Source organism: Vibrio ruber DSM 16370, from assembly GCF_900163965.1.
Classification (GTDB): domain Bacteria; phylum Pseudomonadota; class Gammaproteobacteria; order Enterobacterales; family Vibrionaceae; genus Vibrio; species Vibrio ruber.
The window spans coordinates 47,189-68,952 of sequence record NZ_FULE01000042.1; the positions used below are offsets into that span (position 1 = coordinate 47,189).

Here is a 21,764-nt window from a genome sequence, read left to right on the forward strand (position 1 = left end):
ACCGCGTGGGGTTATGAATTTCGCCGATCATCATCCTTGACACCGACGTTCCGCACTGACGATTGCTTAGCACACGGCTAGCGAACCGCCAGTTTAGATTCTATATATTGTAGCGATGTTTCGAGAACCTGCTCGATAGACATAGACGTAGAGTCAAGAACCAATGCATCATCAGCAGGACGTAATGGCGCAACGGGACGATTTCGGTCTCTTTCGTCACGCTCACGAATTTCGCTTAAAAGGTCATCAAATTTAACATCAACCCCTTTAAGTTGCAACTGGTTATAGCGTCTTTTTGCCCGCTCCTCCGAGCTGGCATCCAAGAATATTTTGACTTCTGCATCAGGGAAAACAATCGTCCCCATATCTCGGCCATCAGCAACGAGTCCGGTTTCTTTGACAAACGCACGTTGACGTCGCAAAAGCGCCTCTCGTACCCGGGGGAAAGCAGCCACTTTAGAGGCAGCCATGCCCGTTTCTTCCTTACGGAGTTCTCCGGAGACATCCTCACCTTCCAGAATGACTTTGACCAAATCTCCTTCAGCAATAAATTCAACATCCAAATGCGTTGCTAAAGGTACCAAAGCATCTTCAGATTCGGTATCAACACCATGATGAATCGCAGCCAAAGCCAGGACACGATACAGTGCGCCGGAATCCAGCAAATCAAACCCCAACGCTTTAGCGATACACATACACAGCGTACCTTTCCCGGCGCCACTTGGTCCATCAACGGTAATCACCGGTGTATAAGAAGACATGTCTTACTCCACTATTCAAATGATTGCGGCTAAAATCCGCACCTTGCCGGTGCCGCATTATAAAGACTCAGCGGCTCAGGAGCCATAGGGGATTTCAGAAAGTTATTAAGTAGTAGATTCCTCATTTAAACAGCAATATCACGAACACCCATCGAAATAACAAATTCATCAATTAAATTCTCACTATAACCATAATAAAAATTGATGAAAATGGCTTTTATTTGTATCCATTCATCTGAATTTATCTTACACTCTTGACTGAAAAATCAAGATAATTATTCAATTAATACATGAGGTGTAATTTAACTTGATCACTCAATTATTGAACTATATCGCTTATCCTAAAGCTTTATTACTTCTCTTTGCATCAATAGGTGGAGCCTGTTGGCTATCTTATTTTATTATTTATTTATCGACTAAAAAACCTAAAACTTCCGGTTCTATAAAAAACCTCTATTACTCATATTCAACATGCGTTTTTTTTATCATCTTGTGGATTGCCAGTAATGCATACTTTCATACAGATTTACTTGTTATATTCGGTGAAAGCAGTGCTATATATATGGCAAAAATGGCAAACATATTTTCATACATGTCATTAACATTCGCATTTATCTATTCATGTTATCTGACATCAGCTATACAAGAAAATAAATTTAAGCTTTGGGAAATCATAACCATAGCTATAATGACTATATATGCATTTTATGTAAACTTTATATCTGGATATACTATAACTGGAGTTATTATTAAAGGCCCTAGTGATTTCACCATTACTTTTGGTCAAGCGACACCCTTTTTCTTTCTATCACTATTCATATACACATTTCTAACTTTATTTAAATTAACAAAATCAATAAAAACAAACCATGTAAAAATAAAACAATTAAAATCAATATATACAGTGCTAGGAATGATTATATATCTAGTCTCAACAGCAACACTTCATTTAATCATAACCTTTATATATGATGATTTCTCATTAACTTGGATTCCTCCATTCTTAGCAATAATTTGTTTAAGCGTTGTTGGATATGCTTCTATAAATTATAGATTCTATAGTTGGAAATACTTAATATATTCTGCTATAAAAACAGCCACAACTCTACTATTTTATATAGTCCCTATTACAATTTTATCTGTAAAATTAAATATGCCATTAAGTTTTATTCTCATTATATTATGGTGTTTTATTCATACATATCATTGGAAAAAAATAGCAAAACTATCTACTAAAATAGCCAGTCTATTAGTATATAAAGAACCATCAACTCCTATTGAGCAAATCTACACTACATCTAAAAATGTTCATAATTCTTTACAAGATTTAATAGACACAGTTTCCCAATCTCTAAAACTTGATGGCAAACTATCCATCATATCATTAGATAATGAGTTAACTTCGATCTATAAAGAGTATTCACATGGTCAAAATTCGGCTTTAATTTTAGATGAAATAGAATACCAATTAGATAATAAAGAGCATGATTATTTAAAAAAAATACATTTCAAGATGATTGAAAACAACTCAGCAGCAATACTTCCCATTTTTGACAATAATAATTCTATAGCCCAACTGTTATTATTACCTAGGAAATTAAATGGACTTTTATATTCAAACGAAGAAATTTATGCAATACAATGCATATTGAAAGAAATCAGTTTTTTCCTCCACTGTGAAAATAAAATAAAACAATCTCAAAAAGCAGCCATATCTATTGCTTATGAAATGAAAACTCCTTTAAAGAATGTTCAATCATATATTTCAAAAATAGAGTCCCAAATAAATAATACAGAAAAAACCACATCATTACTAAGTAATATAATAGACATACGTAAAGCCATAAAAAATGGACATCAAATAATTAACACTTCACTCAATGATGTTGATTGTATTTCAGAATCCAATAATGATGAATATATAGATATAAGTACTCTAGTCAAGGAATCTGTTAATGATCATGCTTATGACAACCAAAAAAGTATAGATAGAATATTTATAGACATTAAAGATAACTTTACTATACACGCTAATAAAACAAAAATAACATTTGTTATTTTTAATTTATTGAAAAACGCTATTTATTATTTCGATTCACATCCTAAAAGCATAATAGAGATAAAAACGAAATCTGAAAAATCATGCAATAAGTTATATTTTAGAGATTATGGACCTGGTATAGAAGAAAAAATAATAGATAGTATATTCAGTGATTTCTTTACTTACAAAAAGCACAATGGAACAGGACTTGGATTGAGCTATTGTAAGCGAGTAATGAAGTCTATAAAAGGAGATATTCATTGTGAGTCTATATATGGTGAATATACTGAGTTTGTTCTTGTTTTTCCGAATGTAGGTCATTCAAGGAGCATCACAAATCATATGAAAAGAATTGAATAATAACAACATACTTAATGGTTCGATAGTAAGTTAAGTCCAGAATACAAACTTAATGAATTAATTGCTGATGATAATCATATAAAGTCACATCAAGTCAACTGAGGAAGTACGTTATAACCCTTAGACATCTATCTAGATAAGGTATATCGATATAACACAATAGATGTAACCGAAAAAATTCAACAAAATATCATTTACAATAATCTCTTATCAAATATTAAGATATTGAATAATTGACACCAGGGTGATATAAGTGTCAATTATACGATATAGATATTAGGGTAGAGTATTTTGGATGTGATATTATCAACATCAGCGTATAACCAGCAGACAAGTCAATGGGACTCTCAGCAGAAAATATTTTTTTTCCAAACAGTCCAACGCGTACTACTTCAAGAGTTACCCACTTCAAATTTTGCTGATTTAGTTAACCTACGACAAAAGAATATTCTCTATTCTTACCCTTACTCTGACGGTGATCTTGCTTCAATATTTGAATCATCTCAAGCTATTAAACATATTCTGTCCACTCCAATGGCAGATTGCCCTACAAACTGGCACTCTATTGAAATTTCTGCAATTGAACTATTTGGAAGTCTTCTTGCTGGGTGGGCTGAATATGAGAGATACCTGATTTTACAGAAAAATCAAGCTTTGGATTCTATAGAACTTAATATTATGTCTCTCTCATTAGATGAGAAAAAATACTATTCTGAATACGTCAGTAATATAGAAAAAGACACAAGATATTTTACTACACTACATTGTAGTATCCCTCTTCCCCTTGCTGATGCGATTTCTCTGATAAACCTTGATACCTTTGTCATAGAACAGAAATGGTATGAAATACTTTTTACACTTCATTTATCGCAACAAGGGAGCCATGTCTTAGTGTTTTATCACGATAAAGACTTCTCCCCAATACTAGTATCAACAGCGTTGATTCAACATTGGCATAAGCGTGAAAACTGGCTCAGCTTTGATCCCTTCTTTAAAAATCCTAAGTGGCAAAACTGCCTAGTGAAGGATTCAGTTAAGTATCTTTATCAAACCGGAGTTTTCAGTGAAAAAATTTTTGATGCAAAACTATATAATGATTCTATCATTGAAGACAATCTATCAGATACAGATGCTGTTTGTGAGATTTTAAGGTTAACAGTTAGCGGTCGCCATAGATTTCGTATTTTCTTGATCTTCTTATGCCAGAAACATCTAGCGAAGCAACTAATTGCAATAGGTAAAAAACTCTCATATACTATTATAGAATCACCATTAATGCTTGACTTGTATGATTTTTTTGGCAAAGAATGTTATCTAAATCATTCTTGCTATGACATTAACAATAGTAATATAAAAACTTATAAAGGATTTTGGAATAATCAGGAAATAAATAACAAGTTTAAAAATATTAACTATGAAGAATATAAATTAATAATGAAGTATTACAAAATCAGGAGAGACTCGTTTGAATAATTTTATTCTTATAATAGGAGAACTTTTCTATACCAAATCTCTTCTACTATTATTTATTGCTAGTCTTGTGTTAGTTTGGCTGATTTATTTTTTTATAAAATTGAATAAACAGGGCGTTTCTCCATTTAAAACAATCTACTCTTCATACATATTTTATTCTATATTTATTATGCTGTGGATTATTTCAAACTCATATTTCCACTCTGGACTACTAACAGCTTATAGTCCTCAATATGCAATTATAATAGCAAAGGCTGCTAATGTTTTCTCATATATGGCATTTGCTTCAGCCTTTCATTTTTCTTGTGGAATTACATCTAAAAAACCGAATAATAATTTAAATTATTGGCAATGTTTAATTCTTATTACCTTCACTATTTTTGCTTTATATACAAATTTATACTCTAATTACACGATTGTAAGCATAGATATATATGCTCCTAGTCAATTCATCATTCATTTTGGCAAATTAACATCATTATTCTTTCTTTCAGTTATTATATTGACGTGTATCACTCTCCTCAATCTAATTCAATTAATTAAAGGAGATGATAAGTTAAAAAAACTAAAATCTATTTATATGATAATCGGTATCATTACATTTATGCTATCGACTGCTATTATACATACCTTTGTAACATATATTTTTAATGATTTTTCGTTGACTTGGCTTCCACCAGCATTGTCCGTAACTGAACTATTATTTATGGGTTACGCTGTTCTTTATCATAGATTCTATAGCTGGCGTTATCTTGTATACACAACACTTTGTATGATTATGACAGCAGTTATCTATATAACTCCTATATTTGTTCTTCAGTCATGGTTAGTAGAAAGTAAAAATCACATTTTTATCATCTCTTTCTGGTGTCTTCTATGTGGCTTAACCTGGAGAAATGTTTGGCAATTTTTTTCTCAATATGCAGGCCTATGGATATACGGGGATAGAAAGCCACCGGTAGAAAGGATCCTGTCTTTAGTAGATGATTTTCAAATCTCGTCACAGCAAGCTATAACAAAACTTGAACGTTTACTTAATTTAAAACAATCTATCTTAGTTTCTGACATCAATTCAAATAGTATTTATATTAATTATTTTCAAAAAAATTACTCCGTTTTACTTATTGAAGAGGTCGAACAATACATCAATAATAATCATAATAAAAGACTTCGTCAGATTCGAGATCTAATGTCAAAGAACGAAAGTGCAATGATTCTTCCTATATATGATCATCATAACACTTTATCTCAATTACTTATATCTCCTAAAAAAAATGATGGCTCTCTATATTCAAATGAAGAAATCAATGCAATTCAATTGCTTTTAAAAAAAGCACAAATTTATATCCATTATGAAACCAAAATTCACCAATCTCAAGCAATGGCAAAGTCTATTGCTCATGAGATGAGAAATCCCCTATCCCAAATTCAATTTCATCTAGAGAAATTAGATGATATTATCATTAATAGTCAACTACCTCAAAACTTAAGAGATGAAATTCAAAAAGGAAAGAATGCTGTCCAGCATGGAAGCCAACTAATTGATATTATTTTACATGAAGTCAATCAATCTATAATAAGTCAAGATAGAATGGAAATATTTTCCATAAAAAATCAAATAACACAGATTATTAATAGATTTGCTTATAGTTCTAGTCTATTCAAAAATCGCATAATAATAAAACCATCCTGTGATTTTAATATATGTGTAAATAATACCTTATTCGATTTCATTATTTTCAACTTATTAAGAAATGCAATTTATTATTTTGATAATTATTCTGATAGTAATATTGAGATATCTCTTGAAGCTGGATATGAATATAATAAACTTATTTTTATTGACTACGGCCCGGGGATTGAACCACAAATTGTACACAGGATCTTTGATGAATTCTTCACCTACCAAAAAAAGGGAGGCAGTGGTTTAGGCTTAAGCTACTGTAAAAGAGCAATGAAACTCTTCGGGGGGGATATTCAGTGTCACTCAGTTTACGGTGAATACACAAGGTTTACCCTCACCTTTCCTCACGTTAAACAAGAAGAGCAACTGACACAACCAAAAATTGATGTGGCAGAATCACCATCACCCGAACGACTGAAATCAACACATCCTGTCCCTGCGAGTCAGAAACAAAAAATCGCGTTGGTTACTGATGATAATTCAACACAGCGAGCGCTGGCAAAACTCTATTTGGAATCCCTCCAGTTTACCGTTTATGAAGCGGAAAATGGCGCAGAAGCCGTTGAGATGGTTCGTCATCATGCTATTGATATTGTTTTCATGGATGTTCAAATGCCTGTTATGGATGGATTAAAGGCATGTACCATCATTAAAGAAACTCACCCGATGCTGCCAGTTATTGCTCTGTCAGGAGAATCGGGTGATGATGAAGTTGCTCAGATAAAAAGAATAATGGATGGGTGGTTGATTAAACCCACCACCAAACAGTTATTACAGCAAACCATCCTCAAATGGCTGGCGGTGGATACTCTTCAAGCGATAGAGCCTATCAAGATATCAAAACCTCAAACTGATACGACAGACTCTCTGTCACCGACTCACCAAGATAAAGAATCCGTCATTAGTCATAAAACGGTGTTATCCGAATCGTGAACCTTATTGTAAAGTTATTCGATTCCTGTTCTTCTCAACAAGTGATGCGCCGATCCCCTTGACTGCTGTCACATCCTCGATATGAATAAACGGTCCATGTTCTTCTCTGTAACTGACGAGGGCTTGTGCTTTCTTCAAACCAATGCCATTGAGTGCTGCGGCAACGTCTTCTGCTGCTGCGCTGTTGATATTAACCGTCTTGACGGGTGATTGCGTAACCACGGCTAATGTGGACTCATCGGTTGCGGCATAAGCGGTTTGTAGTGGTAGGTATAAGATCGAAAGTACAGCAACAATTAATATTTTAAACATAAGATTTATCTCCAAATTAAACATTCGGATTTATCCTATCGAAGCCTGCTAAAAATACGATGCTGACTGATACAAATTAAAACGGGCTACAAAAGTAGCCCGCCTCAACAAACATATCAATTACATCCTGTTTATCACTGTGTCGCAAGATAGTATTCAATATCGGTTTGCTCTCTGAGGATATTCAAAAGCCCAGTGAGATCCTGCTGACGATTCAGACGCTGCATCTGAACAGCCAACTGCTGAGTGAGTTGTTTATCCGGTGTCGATTCAACTTTGGTTAACTCGACTAAGACAATGTTTCCTTGACGATCTTTCGTCTGTCCATAAACTGGCTGACCATTCTGCGGTTTTTGCATTGCAAAGACTGAACGTGCCAGTGGCGAACTCCGATCAATCATCGTTAACTCACCAAATTTGAGCTTGTTGCTCTCAAGTGCTGTCGTATCACCCTGTTTTAAACCAGCAAGTACCTTTTCAGCAATCGCTTCTGTTTGTTGCTCAGCCTTCACTTTAGACAGCGCCTCAACAACCTGCGATTTCACGGTATCGAAAGGCAGTAATGTTTCCGGACGGGTCTCTTCAATACGGACGACCACAACATCTTCAGGTGCAACTTCAACCACAGAAGAATTCAAACCTTCATTTTTGACTTCCGGGTTATCCAACGCTTTCTGAACGGGTGCAGACTGCAAAATTTCCGGTAAATCAGTCAACGACACAAAATCAGTCGTATGAACCTTTTCCTGGACAGCTTTGGCAGCTTCGTCGAGAGAATCGGGGCTTTCAAAAGCAACTTTTTCAAGATCACTCTGTAATTGATAAAAACGATCAAGTGCCCGTTCATCCCGAATAGAAGCGATGACATCATCTTTAACTTCTGCAAAAGGTTTGACTTTTGCGGGTTTCATCGCATCTAGCTTGATAATGTGATATCCAAAATTCGATTTCACAACATCAGAGAGATCACCGACATTTTTCAAGGCAAATGCCGCTTCTTCAAACGCAGGATCCATAACACCTTTTTCAAACCAATCCAGCTCACCTCCCTTGGTAGCACTACCCGGATCCTGAGAATCCTCTTTGGCCAGTTTTGAGAAATCAGCACCGTCTTTCAGTTGCTTCAGAATAGCATCGGCCTGCTTCTCATCATTCACAAGAATATGGCTGACTTTACGCTGTGCTTTGGTTGAATATTGGTCTGCATGTTCCTGATAATATTTTTCAGCTTCCTCATCTGTGACTTTAATTGATGATTTCAATTTGTCTGCTGAAAGCTCAAGGTAGGAGATTTTAAATTGCTCCGGACGCATGAAATTGTCTTCATGAGATTTGTAATATGCTTGCAAATCATCATCATTGAGTTGAATCTTCTTGGCATAATCTTCTGTCGCAAGCTTAATGGTTCTGATTTCCCGCTTCTGAGCGAATAATGCAGCCTGAGCCTCAATTTCACTGTCCAATGTAAAGTCACTCGACTGAACAGCCGTCAGAAGCTGGTTACGCAATAAATCACTTCTCAGGAATGTTGCAAACGAATCCGGAGAAAAACCAGCACGACGTAATGCTGTCTGATAAATATCCTGATCAAACTTACCTTCTGACTGGAACTGCGGCATCTCGACAATTGCCTGACGAACCTGTTCGTCACTAATTCTTAAACCCAGTGCTTCGGCATGTTGTTCAAGCAGAACATCGTTCACCATTTTATCTAATACAGAACGACGGAATGATGCAACATAACTCGGATCAGCAAGTAGGTTTGAGAAGTAATCACCTAACTGTGATTGCATTCGGTTTCGCTCATTTTGATAAGCTTGCTCGAACTCTGCCCGGCCTATCTTTGTGTCTCCAACCTTTGCTGCTGCATTATTACTACCACCGACAAGGTAGCTACTGACTCCCGCAAATACAAATGACAAGATTATCAACCCAAGGATAATCTTAATCGCGATGCTATTCACACCCTCGCGCAACCGATCCATCATAATTTAATCATTCTCCGGCTTAATGGCCACTTACTCAGTAAAATACTCTGTTTCTCAAAACTATCCTTTCAGAAATCAATGAGTTTACTCATCAAAAAACTTTCACTATTGATAGTTTTCAGAACCAACTATATTCAAATTCAAAGCGAATGACGCGATAATATCAGAAAAAAGAAATGCGCATCAGTATGATGCGCATATTTTCAAAACGTTTGACTTAATTTTGCCTCAATTAGCAAAATTCTGTGCAACTAAATTAGTTACACGCGTCTTTCAGTGCTTTACCAGCTTTGAAAGCAGGTACTTTTGCTTCAGGGATTTGGATCTCATCCCCAGTTTTCGGATTCCGGCCAGTACGGGCTGCGCGAGTACGAACACTAAATGTTCCAAACCCAACCAGAGCAACTTGCTCACCAGACTCAAGTGTACCACTCACTGCATCAATGAATGCATCAAGAGCACGGCCCGCAGACGCTTTAGAGATTTCAGCATCTGACGCAATTTTATCAATTAATTGTGTTTTATTCACTGTGATTCCCCTTTCTTCACCTATCGTTATATTTAAAGGTGATTTTTTGTTCCATTAAGTCCGAAAAATGGCTTAAAGCCTTGTTGTATCAAGGCTTAAGCCATAGTCAGTAACTATGGCCTTCAAAAAAAACGCTGACAAGCCTTTTTATGCGAATCAGCGTAAACTTTTAGTTATTTTTGCTGTACATCACTATTTTTGGGACTCAAACTCAACCCCTAACGGAGCACGTTCCAGCGCCACATTCAGAACATCATCAATCCATTGCACAGGGATGACTTTCAGATCAGCAATCACATTTTCTGGGATTTCTTCCAGATCGCGTTCATTATCTTTCGGGATCAAGACGGTTTTTATTCCGCCCCGATGAGCAGCAAGTAATTTCTCTTTCAAGCCACCAATCGGTAACACTTCGCCCCGTAATGTAATTTCACCGGTCATTGCAACTTCCGCTTTTACCGGGTTGCCGGTCAGACAAGACACTAAAGCAGTACACATCGCCGTTCCGGCACTTGGGCCATCTTTCGGCGTCGCCCCTTCAGGAACGTGCACATGGATATCGCGTTTTTCGTGGAAATCGCTATTAATCCCCAGTTTGTCAGCACGAGAACGAACAACTGTCATTGCCGCTTGAATCGACTCTTGCATCACATCACCCAGTGAGCCGGTCTGAGTCAGTTTCCCTTTACCGACCATCGACTGTGCTTCAATAGTCAACAGATCGCCACCGACTTCCGTCCAGGCAAGGCCTGTCACCTGACCAATCCGATTACTTTCTTCAGCTTTACCATAATCAAAACGCTGTACACCTAAGAATTCTTTCAGATTGTCCTGTGTGACCGTCACAAGCTTGATATCTTTATTGAGCAGAATGTTCTTCACGGCTTTACGACAAATCTTTGAAATTTCCCGTTCTAAATTACGTACGCCAGCCTCTCGGGTGTAGTAACGGATAATGCCAATGATTGCCGAATCATCAATCTCAATTTCTGCCGGCTTCAGACCATTGCGTTCAACCTGTTTAGAAACCAGATGACGTTTAGCAATATTTAGTTTCTCATCTTCGGTATATCCCGAGAGCCGAATGACTTCCATCCGGTCAAGCAGAGGCCCGGGAATATTCATTGAGTTTGAGGTTGCGACGAACATTACGTCAGACAGATCATAATCCACTTCCAGATAATGATCGTTAAATGCGTTATTTTGTTCCGGATCAAGCACCTCAAGCAATGCAGATGACGGGTCTCCCCTCATATCTGATGACATCTTATCGATTTCATCCAACAAAAAGAGTGGATTTTTCACGCCAACCTTGGACATTTTTTGTATCAGCTTACCGGGCAGTGAGCCAATGTAGGTACGTCGGTGGCCACGAATTTCAGCTTCATCACGAACCCCACCTAATGCCATCCGGGTATATTTTCGTCCGGTTGCAGCCGCAATAGAACGCCCCAGCGATGTCTTACCAACGCCCGGAGGACCAACCAGGCAGAGAATCGGACCTTTCAATTTCTGAATCCGGTTTTGAACCGCAAGATACTCTACAATACGCTCTTTCACTCGCTCCAGTCCGTAGTGATCTTCATTTAAAATCACTTCCGCTTTCGCCAGATCTTTTTTCACTTTTGAACGCTTCGACCAAGGAACGCTTACCATCCAATCGATATAGCTGCGCACCACAGTTGCTTCAGCAGACATCGGAGACATCATCTTCAATTTCTGAAGTTCCTGCTCGGTCTTTTCACGCGCTTCTTGAGGCATCTTAGAATCTTCAATTTTCTTCTTCAATGTCTCAAATTCATCAGGCGCATCATCCATCTCACCCAGCTCTTTCTGAATGGCTTTCATCTGTTCATTCAGATAATACTCGCGCTGGGATTTTTCCATCTGCTTCTTCACCCGGTTGCGAATACGCTTTTCAACCTGGAGCAAATCAATTTCAGATTCCATCTGGCCCATTAGGAATTCCAGACGTTCAACAACATCAATTATTTCAAGAACTTGTTGCTTATCCGCTAACTTCAAAGGCATATGGGCAGCAATGGTGTCAGCCAAACGAGCTGCTTCATCAATACCATTTAAAGCCGTTAAAACTTCTGGTGGAATTTTTTTATTGAGCTTAATAAACCCTTCAAACTGATTAATCGCGCTGCGAACAATCACTTCTTGCTCTTTTTCATCCAGTTCAGGGGTTACTAAGTAACGAGCTTGCGCAGAGAAAAAATCACCTTCAACAAAAGATTCAACCTGTGCTCGCTGTTGGCCTTCAACAAGCACTTTAACCGTACCGTCCGGTAATTTCAGGAGTTGTAAAATCGTCGCAACTGTGCCGACATCAAACAAATCATCAATGGTCGGCTCATCCGTTTCTGCTTTCTTTTGAGCGACTAAAAGAACCTGCTTGTCATTGTCCATTGCAGCTTCAAGACATTGGATTGATTTTTCACGACCAACAAATAAAGGAATAACCATATGTGGATAAACCACAACGTCTCGCAGTGGCAATACGGGGATCTCTATACGCTCGGAACGTTCCAAGTTCATATTCTTCTCTCTTCCGCTTTTGTCTATATGGCAGTATATGGGGTCTAAACAATGGGATTCAATCGTAGAATAAAAAAAAGGAGGTAATCATACCTCCTTCGTGAGACTTTGCTGAATTATTCGGCACCAGCGGCCTGATTCTCATTGTTAGAATAGATCAGTAATGGCGCAGATTCACCATTAATCACTGATTCATCAATGACAACTTTACTGACATCGTTGACCGACGGTAATTCATACATCGTTTCTAACAACACACTTTCCAGAATCGAACGTAATCCGCGAGCACCGGTTTTACGAGTCATTGCTTTTTTGGCAATCGCACGTAACGCATCTTCTCTGAACTCTAAATCAACATCCTCAAGTTCGAAAAGCGCACCGTACTGCTTGGTCAACGCATTCTTCGGTTCACAAAGAATCTGGATCAATGCTGCTTCATCCAGTTCTGTCAACGTTGCCGTCACTGGCAGACGACCAATGAATTCAGGGATTAACCCATATTTCACTAAGTCTTCCGGTTCAACCTGCGTAAACAGCTCACCGACAGTCTTGATTTCATCTTTGGAGCGAACTTCAGCACCGAAGCCAATTCCCGTTCCTGTCGCAACACGCTGCTCGATGACTTTATCCAGTCCGGCAAACGCACCACCACAGATAAACAAGATTTTTGACGTATCAACTTGCAAAAATTCTTGTTGCGGGTGCTTTCTGCCACCTTGAGGCGGAACAGAAGCAACCGTCCCTTCGATGAGTTTCAACAGAGCTTGTTGCACCCCTTCACCGGATACATCCCGAGTGATCGATGGGTTTTCAGATTTGCGTGAGATCTTATCGATTTCATCAATGTAAACAATCCCGCGCTCTGCCTTGGCTACATCGTAATCACATTTTTGCAGTAGCTTCTGGATAATGTTTTCAACGTCTTCCCCGACGTAACCTGCCTCGGTCAGTGTTGTTGCATCTGCCATTGTAAACGGCACATCCAAAAAGCGAGCCAGTGTTTCAGCCAATAAAGTTTTACCACTACCCGTCGGCCCGATCAGCAGGATATTACTCTTACCTAATTCAACACCTTCACTCGTCTTATCACCATTACGCAAACGCTTGTAGTGATTATAAACAGCGACCGCAAGCACTTTTTTCGCGTGCTCTTGACCAATCACATAGTCATTAAGATGATTCCGAATCTCATGCGGCGTCGGTAATGCCGTTGACTCTTTCTTCGGAAGTGCATCCTTAATTTCTTCTCGTATAATGTCGTTACATAGATCGACACATTCATCACAAATGTAAACAGAAGGACCTGCGATCAGTTTGCGAACTTCGTGTTGGCTTTTGCCACAGAAAGAGCAGTACAACAGTTTACCACTCTCTTTGCTTTTATCTGTCATTCGCTAACCTCTTAGCCTTTATCCATATGCTGAGTTTATATCAATTTGTATCAAATTGCGCTATTCAAATGATGAGCACTCGCAGCCTATTTGCCTCGATGCGTCAATACTGCATCTACCAGACCATAATCGACAGCCTGCTGCGCAGACATAAAATTATCCCGATCTGTATCACGTTCAATTACATCCAGTGGCTGCCCGGTATGTTTGGCAAGAAGGTCATTCAATTTTTGTTTAATCTTCAAAATTTCCTGCGTATGAATCTGAATATCAGATGCCTGACCACCAAAACCACCCAACGGTTGATGAATCATCGCACGTGCATTTGGCAGCATGAAACGTTTTCCCGCCGTGCCACCCGCAAGTAAAAAAGCGCCCATAGAACATGCCTGACCCATACATACTGTACTCACATCAGGTTTGATAAACTCCATGGTATCATAAATCGACAATCCGGCATCAACACTTCCTCCCGGAGAATTGATATACAAGAAGATATCTTTATCCGGGTTTTCTGATTCCAGGAACAGGAGCTGAGCCACGATAAGATTTGCCATCTGATCTTCAACCTGACCAGTTAAAAAGATAATACGCTCTTTCAGCAGACGGGAATAGATATCGTAAGAGCGCTCTCCCCGGGAGGTTTGCTCTACCACCATTGGTACTAAGGCGTTCAGGATTGACGACATTTCATTTTTTTCTTGGTAGCTCATATTCTTATATCCCTAAAATAAATGGCCCGGATGACGGGTATCATACGGACCATTGTTATCAGAATCGTTAACCTTTAGTCAACCTTCTATGATATATATTGCCTAATTAAGCAGCGTTCTGAGAATTCATCAGCTCGTTGAAGCTTACGTCTTTCTCAGAAACTTTTGCTTTAGCAAGGATAGCATCAATCGCTTGCTCTTCAAGCGCAACGTTACGCATGTTATTCATGAGCTCTTCATTCTGCTCATAATAAGTCACAACTTCTTGTGGGTCTTCATAAGCAGTTGCCATATCTTCGATCAGCGCTTTCACTTTTTCGTCATCCGCTTTGAGGTCATCTGCTTTGATAACTTCACCCAGCAACAGACCAACCACAACGCGACGTTTTGCCTGTTCTTCAAACAGTTCGCGAGGCAGTTGTGCCGCAGCTTCAGGATTACCGCCAAAACGCTGTGCCGCTTGCTGACGCAGTACTTCGATTTCCTGATCAATCAGTGCAGACGGAACGTCAATGTCATTCTCTTTGACCAGACCATCAATCGCTTGCTGCTTGATACGCTGTTTCACAGCTTGCTTGAGTTCGCGTTCCATATTCTTACGCACTTCAGCCTGAAGCGCTTCAAGACCACCTTCGCTCACGCCGAATTTAGCCACGAACTCATCGTTCAATTCCGGTAATTCGCGTTCTTCAACTTTGCTGATCTTAATAGCAAATTTTGCCGCTTTACCTTTCAGGTTTTCAGCATGATAGTCTTCAGGGAAAGTTACGTCGATTTCAAACTCCATTCCTGCAGTTTTGCCAACGATACCATCTTCAAATCCAGGGATCATACGGCCAGCGCCCATTTCCAGAGCGAAGTCTTCAGCTTTACCGCCTTCGAAAGCTTCCCCATCAATTGTACCGACGAAATCAAGTGTGACACGCTTGCCTTCTTCAGCAGCTGCATCAACTTCTTTCCATGTTGCCTGCTGCTTACGCAGTGTTTCAAGCATCTCTGCCACATCTTCATCTTTTACCGCAACGTTCGGCTTTTCGACTTCGATATTTTCCAAGCCTTGCAGTTCAACTTCAGGATAGACTTCAAACGTCGCGTTAAAAACTAAATCTTTATTCTCTTCGTTTTCAACAGGAGTAAATGTTGGCGCGCCAGCAGGGTTCACTTTTTCTTGGATAATCGCTTCGATAAAATGACGCTGCATCACTTCACCAAGGATATCCTGACGTACTGCTTTGCCATACATCTTAGCAACCATTTTCATCGGCACTTTGCCTTTACGGAAACCATCGAAACGACGGTTTTTTGCGATGTTACGCAGTTCTGCTGTCACAGCATCTTCGATGTTGGCAGCAGGAACAGTAATATTCAGACGGCGTTGTAGGCCTTCTAGCGTTTCAACAGTAACTTGCATTCTATATAAACCTCAAAACTGGCTCAGTTCTTCTGAGCATCATGAGCCTAGATCGCATTCGCTAATCTTGGCTGCATCCATGTTCCGTACTCTTTCAGAGTACATCTATAACGAAATAAAATAGTGAGCAGTGATGTGAAGTAATCTTCGCTCCACGACGAGTGATACTCCAGATATGCTCCTATCAGACTCAGGACATACTTTTCAGACGCGACATTCTAACGACCAGAGCTACACCTGTCGAGTCTATCTCAGCAGACGAACACCTGATGCCTAGAATTTATTCTCCTGCCTGACAAAAAATTCATCGGTATTGTTCCGTAGATTGACAGGATGGGGGTAAAATTATGCTTTTCAAGGCAAAAGCCGCTTTTTTTCAGTGAAATATTGAAAAAGAGATCCTGATCTTACTTTTTCGCTCTCCCCGAAACCGTTTATCACCGTTCTGATAACAAACCAGTAAAATAAAGCACTGGCTCTTCTTACCGATTAAGTACAACGATGTTATCTAAGTTCCGTTTCAATCTTATTTTTGTTGTCATTTTCATAGTGACGACAGCATACGGCGCACATCTTGTATGGCAGTATAGCTATCAGAGCTTGCTCAGCGAACATCAGGCACAGCTAGAACGTTTTGCCAGTCATGTGGTCACCAAACTAGATAAGTTCGCGCATATTCCGCGGTTACTCTCCAAAGATAAAAAACTGGTGGACGCACTCACCATGGCTGACAACTCCGCTCAAATCGATATCACCAATCACTACCTTGAGCAGGTCAACAGTGCCATCAAAGCCTCTGATACCTATCTTCTGGATATTCATGGCAATACGATTGCAGCGAGTAACTGGAACCTACAACGTTCCTTTATTGGCAGAAACTTTAATTGGCGGCCGTATTTTCAGGTTGCCGTTCAAGGCAATGAAAGCCAATACTACGCACTGGGCTCAACTTCCGGTGAACGTGGTTACTACTATGCATATCCGGTGACTTATGCGGCAACAATTCTCGGTGTCGTAGTCGTCAAAATGGATCTCTCGTCGATTGAAGAGAACTGGAAAAGTAAAAACAGCTATTTTGTCGCGACCGATCCGTACAATATTATTTTTATGTCAAGTCAGCCGAACTGGCTATTCAAAAGCGTCACATTTATTGATCCTGAGATCCGCGCCAAAATTTTTCATTCCCGCCAGTACCTTGACCAAACCATACAATCACTGGGATTACTCGGAAAGATGAATCAAGCGACTACCGAGTGGATCGATCCGAAACAAGGTTGGATCAAAGGAGACTTCATTGTCAGCAGTCGCCCTTTGCACAATATCCCGTTGAATATTCGTGTTCTGTCGCCGAAGATTCAAGTGTTTTGGAGTAGCTTTGGTTTTGTCGTCATCTCGTGCATGGTATTTGCCATTATTTATCTGATTATGCTGCTCGTTCACCATCGTAAAAATAAACAGCGTCAGATCGAACAACTTCAGTCTGAAGCAAAGCAAAAACTTGAGTTTTTAGTGATGGAAAGAACCGCGAAACTCCATCTTGAGATCGAAGAACGCAGTAAGACGGAACAACAGCTGAGACAAACGCAGGATGAATTGATTCAAACGGCAAAACTCGCTGTACTGGGACAAATGTCCGCCAGTATCAGCCATGAACTCAACAACCCGCTCGCGGCAATCCGCAGCTTCGCTGATAATGGCCGACGTTTTCTTGCCAGCGGTAAAATTGACCGGGCAGACGAAAACCTGACTCGCATCTCCGGGCTGACGGAAAGAATGGCGAAAATAAGCACTCAGCTACGCTCTTTTGCCCGCAAATCAGATCATGATGAACGTGCCGTCGTCCAGCTTTATCCGATTATTTTGTCGACCAAAGAGTTGATTCAGTCACAACTCAAATCACAGCAGATTCATTTCGAGATACGGGCACCGGAACAGTCTATCTGGTTACATATCAATCCGATTCATTTGGAACAAGTGCTGATTAATCTTTTGACCAATGCGATACAGGCACTCGAAGGCCTCTCAGATAAACAGATCATCCTCAGCTTTACTGAAGACAATCTCCGACTCACAATTCATATTGATGATAATGGTGAAGGGTTAGACGATAAAACCTTACCTCAGTTATTTGATCCCTTTTATACCACCAAGAAAAATGGGCTTGGGCTGGGCCTATCGATCTCTCAGCAAATTATTCAGAGTATGGGCGGACAACTGAATGCCTCATCAGCACCGCTTGGCGGTGCCCGGTTCACGATTCAGTTACCGGCGACGACGCCCCCCTCACCTGAAAATGCCTCATAAGGACGTGTTATGTGCGATGTATTTTTTATTGATGATGAAGCGGATATCCGTATTGCGATCGAACAGAGCTTTGAACTGGCAGATATCCAAGCCAGATTTTTTGACAGTGCCGAAGAAGCGCTGCTGGCAATCAAACAAGACGGACTACCGCTGGTGATTGTCACAGATATTCAATTGCCCGGACTCAGCGGCCAAAATTTATTGCATTCTGCCCACCATCAAGATCCAGATTTACCGGTCATCCTGATTACCGGGCACGGTGACATTTCGATGGCAGTTCAGGCGATGCATGACGGTGCCTATGACTTTATCGAGAAGCCCTTTGCGCCCGAGCGGCTGATGGAAACGGTTCACCGGGCAATCGAGAAGCGTCGGCTGACGCTGGAAAACCAAAAGCTGAAGAGAAGTTTGAAGGCCAGCCAGACGCTCGGGCCACGAATTATTGGGGAAACCGCCAGTATTCAATCCTTGAAAGACACCATTAGCCAGATTGCCGATACCAATGCTGATATTCTGCTTTTTGGTGAGACCGGCACCGGCAAGGAGTTGATTGCCCGTTCTCTGCATGAATTGAGTTCACGCAGAGAGCGTAATTTCGTGGCCGTCAATTGTGGTGCTGTCCCGGAAAACTTGATCGAAAGTGAATTATACGGACACGAGAAAGGCGCATTTACCGGTGCCGAGAGTCAGCGTATCGGTAAATTCGAACATGCACAGGGCGGAACGCTGTTTCTTGATGAAATCGAATCAATGCCGATGTCAGCACAAATTCGCCTCCTGCGGGTGTTACAAGAACGGTTGATTGAGCGCGTCGGTTCCAATGAGCTAATTCCGTTGGACATTCGGGTCATTGCTGCTACCAAAGTCGATCTCAAACAAGCAGCACAACAGGGAACATTTCGGGAAGATTTGTATTATCGGCTCAATATTGTCACGCTGGATATTCCCCCGCTACGGGAACGTAAAGAAGATATTCCCGCCTTATTCCATCACTTTTTGCTGGTTGCCGCAGCCCGCTATGGCAAAGCTGCCAATTCGATCTCAAAGCAAGACATGCAATCATTAATGAGTCATAACTGGCCGGGTAATGTCCGCGAGTTAAGAAATGCCGCAGAACGGTATGTTTTGCTCGGTAAACTGATTCAGCTGGGTCAGGAAACGCATCTGATGAACGGGCCGGTAATCAGTTTAGCCGATCAGGTTGCCGAGTTTGAGAAGTCAGTGATCGAACAGGCATTAATCGAATCCGGGGGAAGTATTAAAGACACCATGGAAAGTCTGAATCTGCCACGGAAAACACTTTACGATAAAATGCAAAAATATCAGCTGGATAAAGAAAACTATAAAAACTAAGTACGACTCAGAGTACGCTTCAGTCAGCCCTGTCGTTACATGCCGGAAGATTGCTCTGTCCATAAATTGTTCTGTCTACAAATTGCTCTGCCCATAAAAAATATGGAATGAAAGGTAACTTTCATTCCATATTTTAACTGGCTTACAAAAAACGTTATCAGTCAATACTGAGCAAACGTTCCGATTCAATTAGTCTTGCAGTTCTCTGATATTACTCACGATCCGACTAACCAATCCGTACTTAACCGCCTCTTCCGGACTCATCCAGAAATTATAATCTGTATCTTTCTCGACCTGTTCATAAGGCTGACCGGTTGCTTCACTGATCATCTTATTCACCCGGGCGCGCATCCGTAAAATCTCATCTGCTTCAATCTTAATATCTGAGACTTTACCACGTACCTGACCCAATGGTTGGTGAATCATAAAGCGTGTATTCGGCAAACAGACACGGTTTTCTTTTTTCGCGGCAATGTAGATCGTCACCCCGGCGCTGGCAACCCATCCGGTTCCAATCACGATAACTTCCGGTTTGATAAATTTAATCATGTCATGGATAGTATCGCCGGCTTCTACGTGTCCACCCTGGCTATTGAGATACAGATAAATCGGCTCGTCGCTGATTTCCTGCAATACCAATAACTGCGTTGAAACTTTTTGGGCCAGCTTCTGGTCAACCTCACCAGAAATGAAAATAGAACGAGACGCTATGAGTTTTTCCTCTACCACTGAACCAGAGCTCCGTTCATCATTGGCCTTATCTTTTTCATCATTTTTTAATACGAAATTCATAGACATTCTTCTCTAATTAACCTTATGATTCATTGTAACGAATTACAATTAACTAGCAAGGCATATCTCCCGCCGCTTAAGAAACAAATATCATAATTCATGACTAGTCATTCATTCCTCGCGGTACAGGTCCAATATTTTTCCATTATGCCAGTTAATCCCCTTACTGTTCAGGATGATAGCCCTCTTTAAGCTGATCTTCCTGAATAAATATTTGCTGAATGACACCTTCTGCGGCCAGTTCCTGATAAGCTTTTCTGACACGCTCGACCAGCGCTGAAGATGTATTGTGGCTAAATGCCAGATAATCTTCTGCATGAAACGCAAACAACACTTTCTGATATTGATCCGCAGCTATCTTCAGGCTTTTGGCAATAATCGACATCGTTGATTCTTCCAATAGTAAAAAATCGAAACGCCTGCCGGTTAACATTAATAAAGTTTGTTCCGTGCTACTGACGGCATGAATACTTTCCCGGGGGAAATGATTGCGGATTAAAAAATCTTCGTAATAAGAACCTCTTAAAACGCCAATTTTGTATTGCTTCATCTCCTCCAAGCTATTGACGGTTATTGCATTTGAAGTTAATCCGTAAAAATAGATACTCAGTTTGTGATTAACAGCACCGACCCATTGGAAACGCCCTTCCCGTTCAGGAGTCTTACCCAGACAGGCCACCAAAAAATTTTCCCGATGCAAACCATAATTGTATATTCTGGCCCACGGCAAAATCCGGTACTGAAAAGGAATATCTGCACGCTCAAAAACTGCTTTCACCACCTCATAAGAAATACCGTGAATAATATCATCCTGCACATATGCATAGGTTCGCTCACTACATGAAGCAACAACCGGTTGTTGCAGTTGATACGCTGCCCAAACGGGATAAGAACACAAGAAAATAGTCGTAAAGAACAATGAACGCCACATTTTGCACAGATACATAGAATTAATTTCACCAACGCATATAATCTCATCAATTGATGCGCATACATCCTTCGGTTCTTTCAGTGTAGGATAGCAAACACATAAAGACGATAAAGTTGGTCTTACACTTTTTGCAGAATAAACCTGACAGAGAATACGTCACCGCCCTCCGATTGTGTTTTGCCCGTCCCGTTGCATATCCCCCTGATACGTAAAAATCTCTCAGCCCAGCAAGGCGTGAGAGATT

15 protein-coding genes are annotated in these 21,764 nt (G+C 40.1%); 5 read left to right on the top strand and 10 right to left on the bottom strand.

From position 1 onward, the window contains the following. Positions 1-77 precede the first annotated feature (77 nt). On the bottom strand, positions 78-761 hold the full coding sequence (gene cmk / locus VR7878_RS15090) for a (d)CMP kinase (protein WP_077336889.1): 684 nt from the start codon (positions 759-761) through the stop codon (positions 78-80). A 307-nt stretch (positions 762-1,068) separates the two neighbouring features. On the opposite strand from cmk, the gene VR7878_RS15095 reads away from it, so the two are divergent. The 3 genes from VR7878_RS15095 (at position 1,069) to VR7878_RS15105 (ending at position 7,252) form a co-directional block, all read left to right on the top strand. Continuing rightward, the gene (locus tag VR7878_RS15095; protein WP_139344111.1) at positions 1,069-3,162 is read left to right on the top strand and encodes a sensor histidine kinase; all 2,094 of its coding nucleotides are present in this window, start codon (positions 1,069-1,071) and stop codon (positions 3,160-3,162) included. Positions 3,163-3,459: 297 nt separating this feature from the next. Then, entirely contained in the window at positions 3,460-4,635 is a 1,176-nt protein-coding gene (locus VR7878_RS15100) for an acyl-homoserine-lactone synthase (protein WP_077336891.1), read from the top strand. Further along, entirely contained in the window at positions 4,628-7,252 is a 2,625-nt protein-coding gene (locus VR7878_RS15105) for a hybrid sensor histidine kinase/response regulator (RefSeq protein ID WP_077336892.1), read from the top strand. Before VR7878_RS15100 ends, VR7878_RS15105 begins: the two co-directional genes overlap by 8 nt. A gap of 3 nt (positions 7,253-7,255) precedes the next feature. Here the strand turns inward: VR7878_RS15105 and VR7878_RS15110 are convergent, their stop codons facing one another. From VR7878_RS15110 to tig, 7 genes are all read right to left on the bottom strand, one after another. Next, entirely contained in the window at positions 7,256-7,564 is a 309-nt protein-coding gene (locus VR7878_RS15110) for a helix-hairpin-helix domain-containing protein (protein WP_077336915.1), read from the bottom strand. A 134-nt stretch (positions 7,565-7,698) separates the two neighbouring features. Continuing rightward, positions 7,699-9,552, bottom strand: coding sequence for a peptidylprolyl isomerase (gene ppiD / locus VR7878_RS15115; RefSeq protein WP_077336893.1), 1,854 nt, complete (start codon positions 9,550-9,552; stop codon positions 7,699-7,701). A gap of 256 nt (positions 9,553-9,808) precedes the next feature. Then, entirely contained in the window at positions 9,809-10,081 is a 273-nt protein-coding gene (locus tag VR7878_RS15120; RefSeq protein ID WP_038178520.1) for an HU family DNA-binding protein, read from the bottom strand. Between the two features lie 192 nt (positions 10,082-10,273). Next, positions 10,274-12,625, bottom strand: a complete 2,352-nt coding sequence (gene lon / locus VR7878_RS15125; protein ID WP_077336894.1) for an endopeptidase La — start codon at positions 12,623-12,625, stop codon at positions 10,274-10,276. A gap of 116 nt (positions 12,626-12,741) precedes the next feature. Continuing rightward, the gene (clpX, locus tag VR7878_RS15130) at positions 12,742-14,016 is read right to left on the bottom strand and encodes an ATP-dependent protease ATP-binding subunit ClpX (protein WP_077336895.1); all 1,275 of its coding nucleotides are present in this window, start codon (positions 14,014-14,016) and stop codon (positions 12,742-12,744) included. An 86-nt stretch (positions 14,017-14,102) separates the two neighbouring features. Continuing rightward, the gene (clpP, locus tag VR7878_RS15135) at positions 14,103-14,729 is read right to left on the bottom strand and encodes an ATP-dependent Clp endopeptidase proteolytic subunit ClpP (RefSeq protein WP_038178517.1); all 627 of its coding nucleotides are present in this window, start codon (positions 14,727-14,729) and stop codon (positions 14,103-14,105) included. 106 nt (positions 14,730-14,835) lie between these two features. Continuing rightward, entirely contained in the window at positions 14,836-16,140 is a 1,305-nt protein-coding gene (gene tig / locus VR7878_RS15140) for a trigger factor (RefSeq protein ID WP_077336896.1), read from the bottom strand. 501 nt (positions 16,141-16,641) lie between these two features. On the opposite strand from tig, the gene VR7878_RS15145 reads away from it, so the two are divergent. Continuing rightward, a complete protein-coding gene (locus tag VR7878_RS15145) occupies positions 16,642-18,444 on the top strand; it encodes a sensor histidine kinase (RefSeq protein WP_077336897.1) in 1,803 nt (600 codons plus the stop codon). A 9-nt stretch (positions 18,445-18,453) separates the two neighbouring features. Beyond that, complete coding sequence (locus VR7878_RS15150; protein WP_077336898.1) at positions 18,454-19,797, top strand: sigma-54-dependent transcriptional regulator; 1,344 nt, start codon at positions 18,454-18,456, stop codon at positions 19,795-19,797. 189 nt (positions 19,798-19,986) lie between these two features. On the opposite strand, the gene VR7878_RS15155 is transcribed toward VR7878_RS15150, so the two are convergent. Next, positions 19,987-20,589 (bottom strand): ATP-dependent Clp protease proteolytic subunit, encoded by a 603-nt coding sequence (locus VR7878_RS15155; protein ID WP_077336899.1) that lies wholly within the window; start codon positions 20,587-20,589, stop codon positions 19,987-19,989. A gap of 163 nt (positions 20,590-20,752) precedes the next feature. Next, entirely contained in the window at positions 20,753-21,520 is a 768-nt protein-coding gene (locus tag VR7878_RS15160) for a substrate-binding periplasmic protein (protein ID WP_159440477.1), read from the bottom strand. Positions 21,521-21,764 lie beyond the last annotated feature (244 nt).

Bases quoted from the DNA above. Each gene is read 5' to 3' on its own strand.
- VR7878_RS15160 (WP_159440477.1), bottom strand. From the start codon at position 21,520: ATGTGGCGTTCATTGTTCTTTACGACTATTTTCTTGTGTTCTTATCCC.
- VR7878_RS15110 (WP_077336915.1), bottom strand. From the start codon at position 7,564: ATGTTTAAAATATTAATTGTTGCTGTACTTTCGATCTTATACCTACCA.
- VR7878_RS15150 (WP_077336898.1), top strand. From the start codon at position 18,454: ATGTGCGATGTATTTTTTATTGATGATGAAGCGGATATCCGTATTGCG.
- cmk (WP_077336889.1), bottom strand. From the start codon at position 761: ATGTCTTCTTATACACCGGTGATTACCGTTGATGGACCAAGTGGCGCC.
- tig (WP_077336896.1), bottom strand. From the start codon at position 16,140: ATGCAAGTTACTGTTGAAACGCTAGAAGGCCTACAACGCCGTCTGAAT.
- ppiD (WP_077336893.1), bottom strand. From the start codon at position 9,552: ATGATGGATCGGTTGCGCGAGGGTGTGAATAGCATCGCGATTAAGATT.
- VR7878_RS15145 (WP_077336897.1), top strand. From the start codon at position 16,642: ATGTTATCTAAGTTCCGTTTCAATCTTATTTTTGTTGTCATTTTCATA.
- clpX (WP_077336895.1), bottom strand. From the start codon at position 14,016: ATGACAGATAAAAGCAAAGAGAGTGGTAAACTGTTGTACTGCTCTTTC.
- lon (WP_077336894.1), bottom strand. From the start codon at position 12,625: ATGAACTTGGAACGTTCCGAGCGTATAGAGATCCCCGTATTGCCACTG.
- VR7878_RS15155 (WP_077336899.1), bottom strand. From the start codon at position 20,589: ATGAATTTCGTATTAAAAAATGATGAAAAAGATAAGGCCAATGATGAA.
- clpP (WP_038178517.1), bottom strand. From the start codon at position 14,729: ATGAGCTACCAAGAAAAAAATGAAATGTCGTCAATCCTGAACGCCTTA.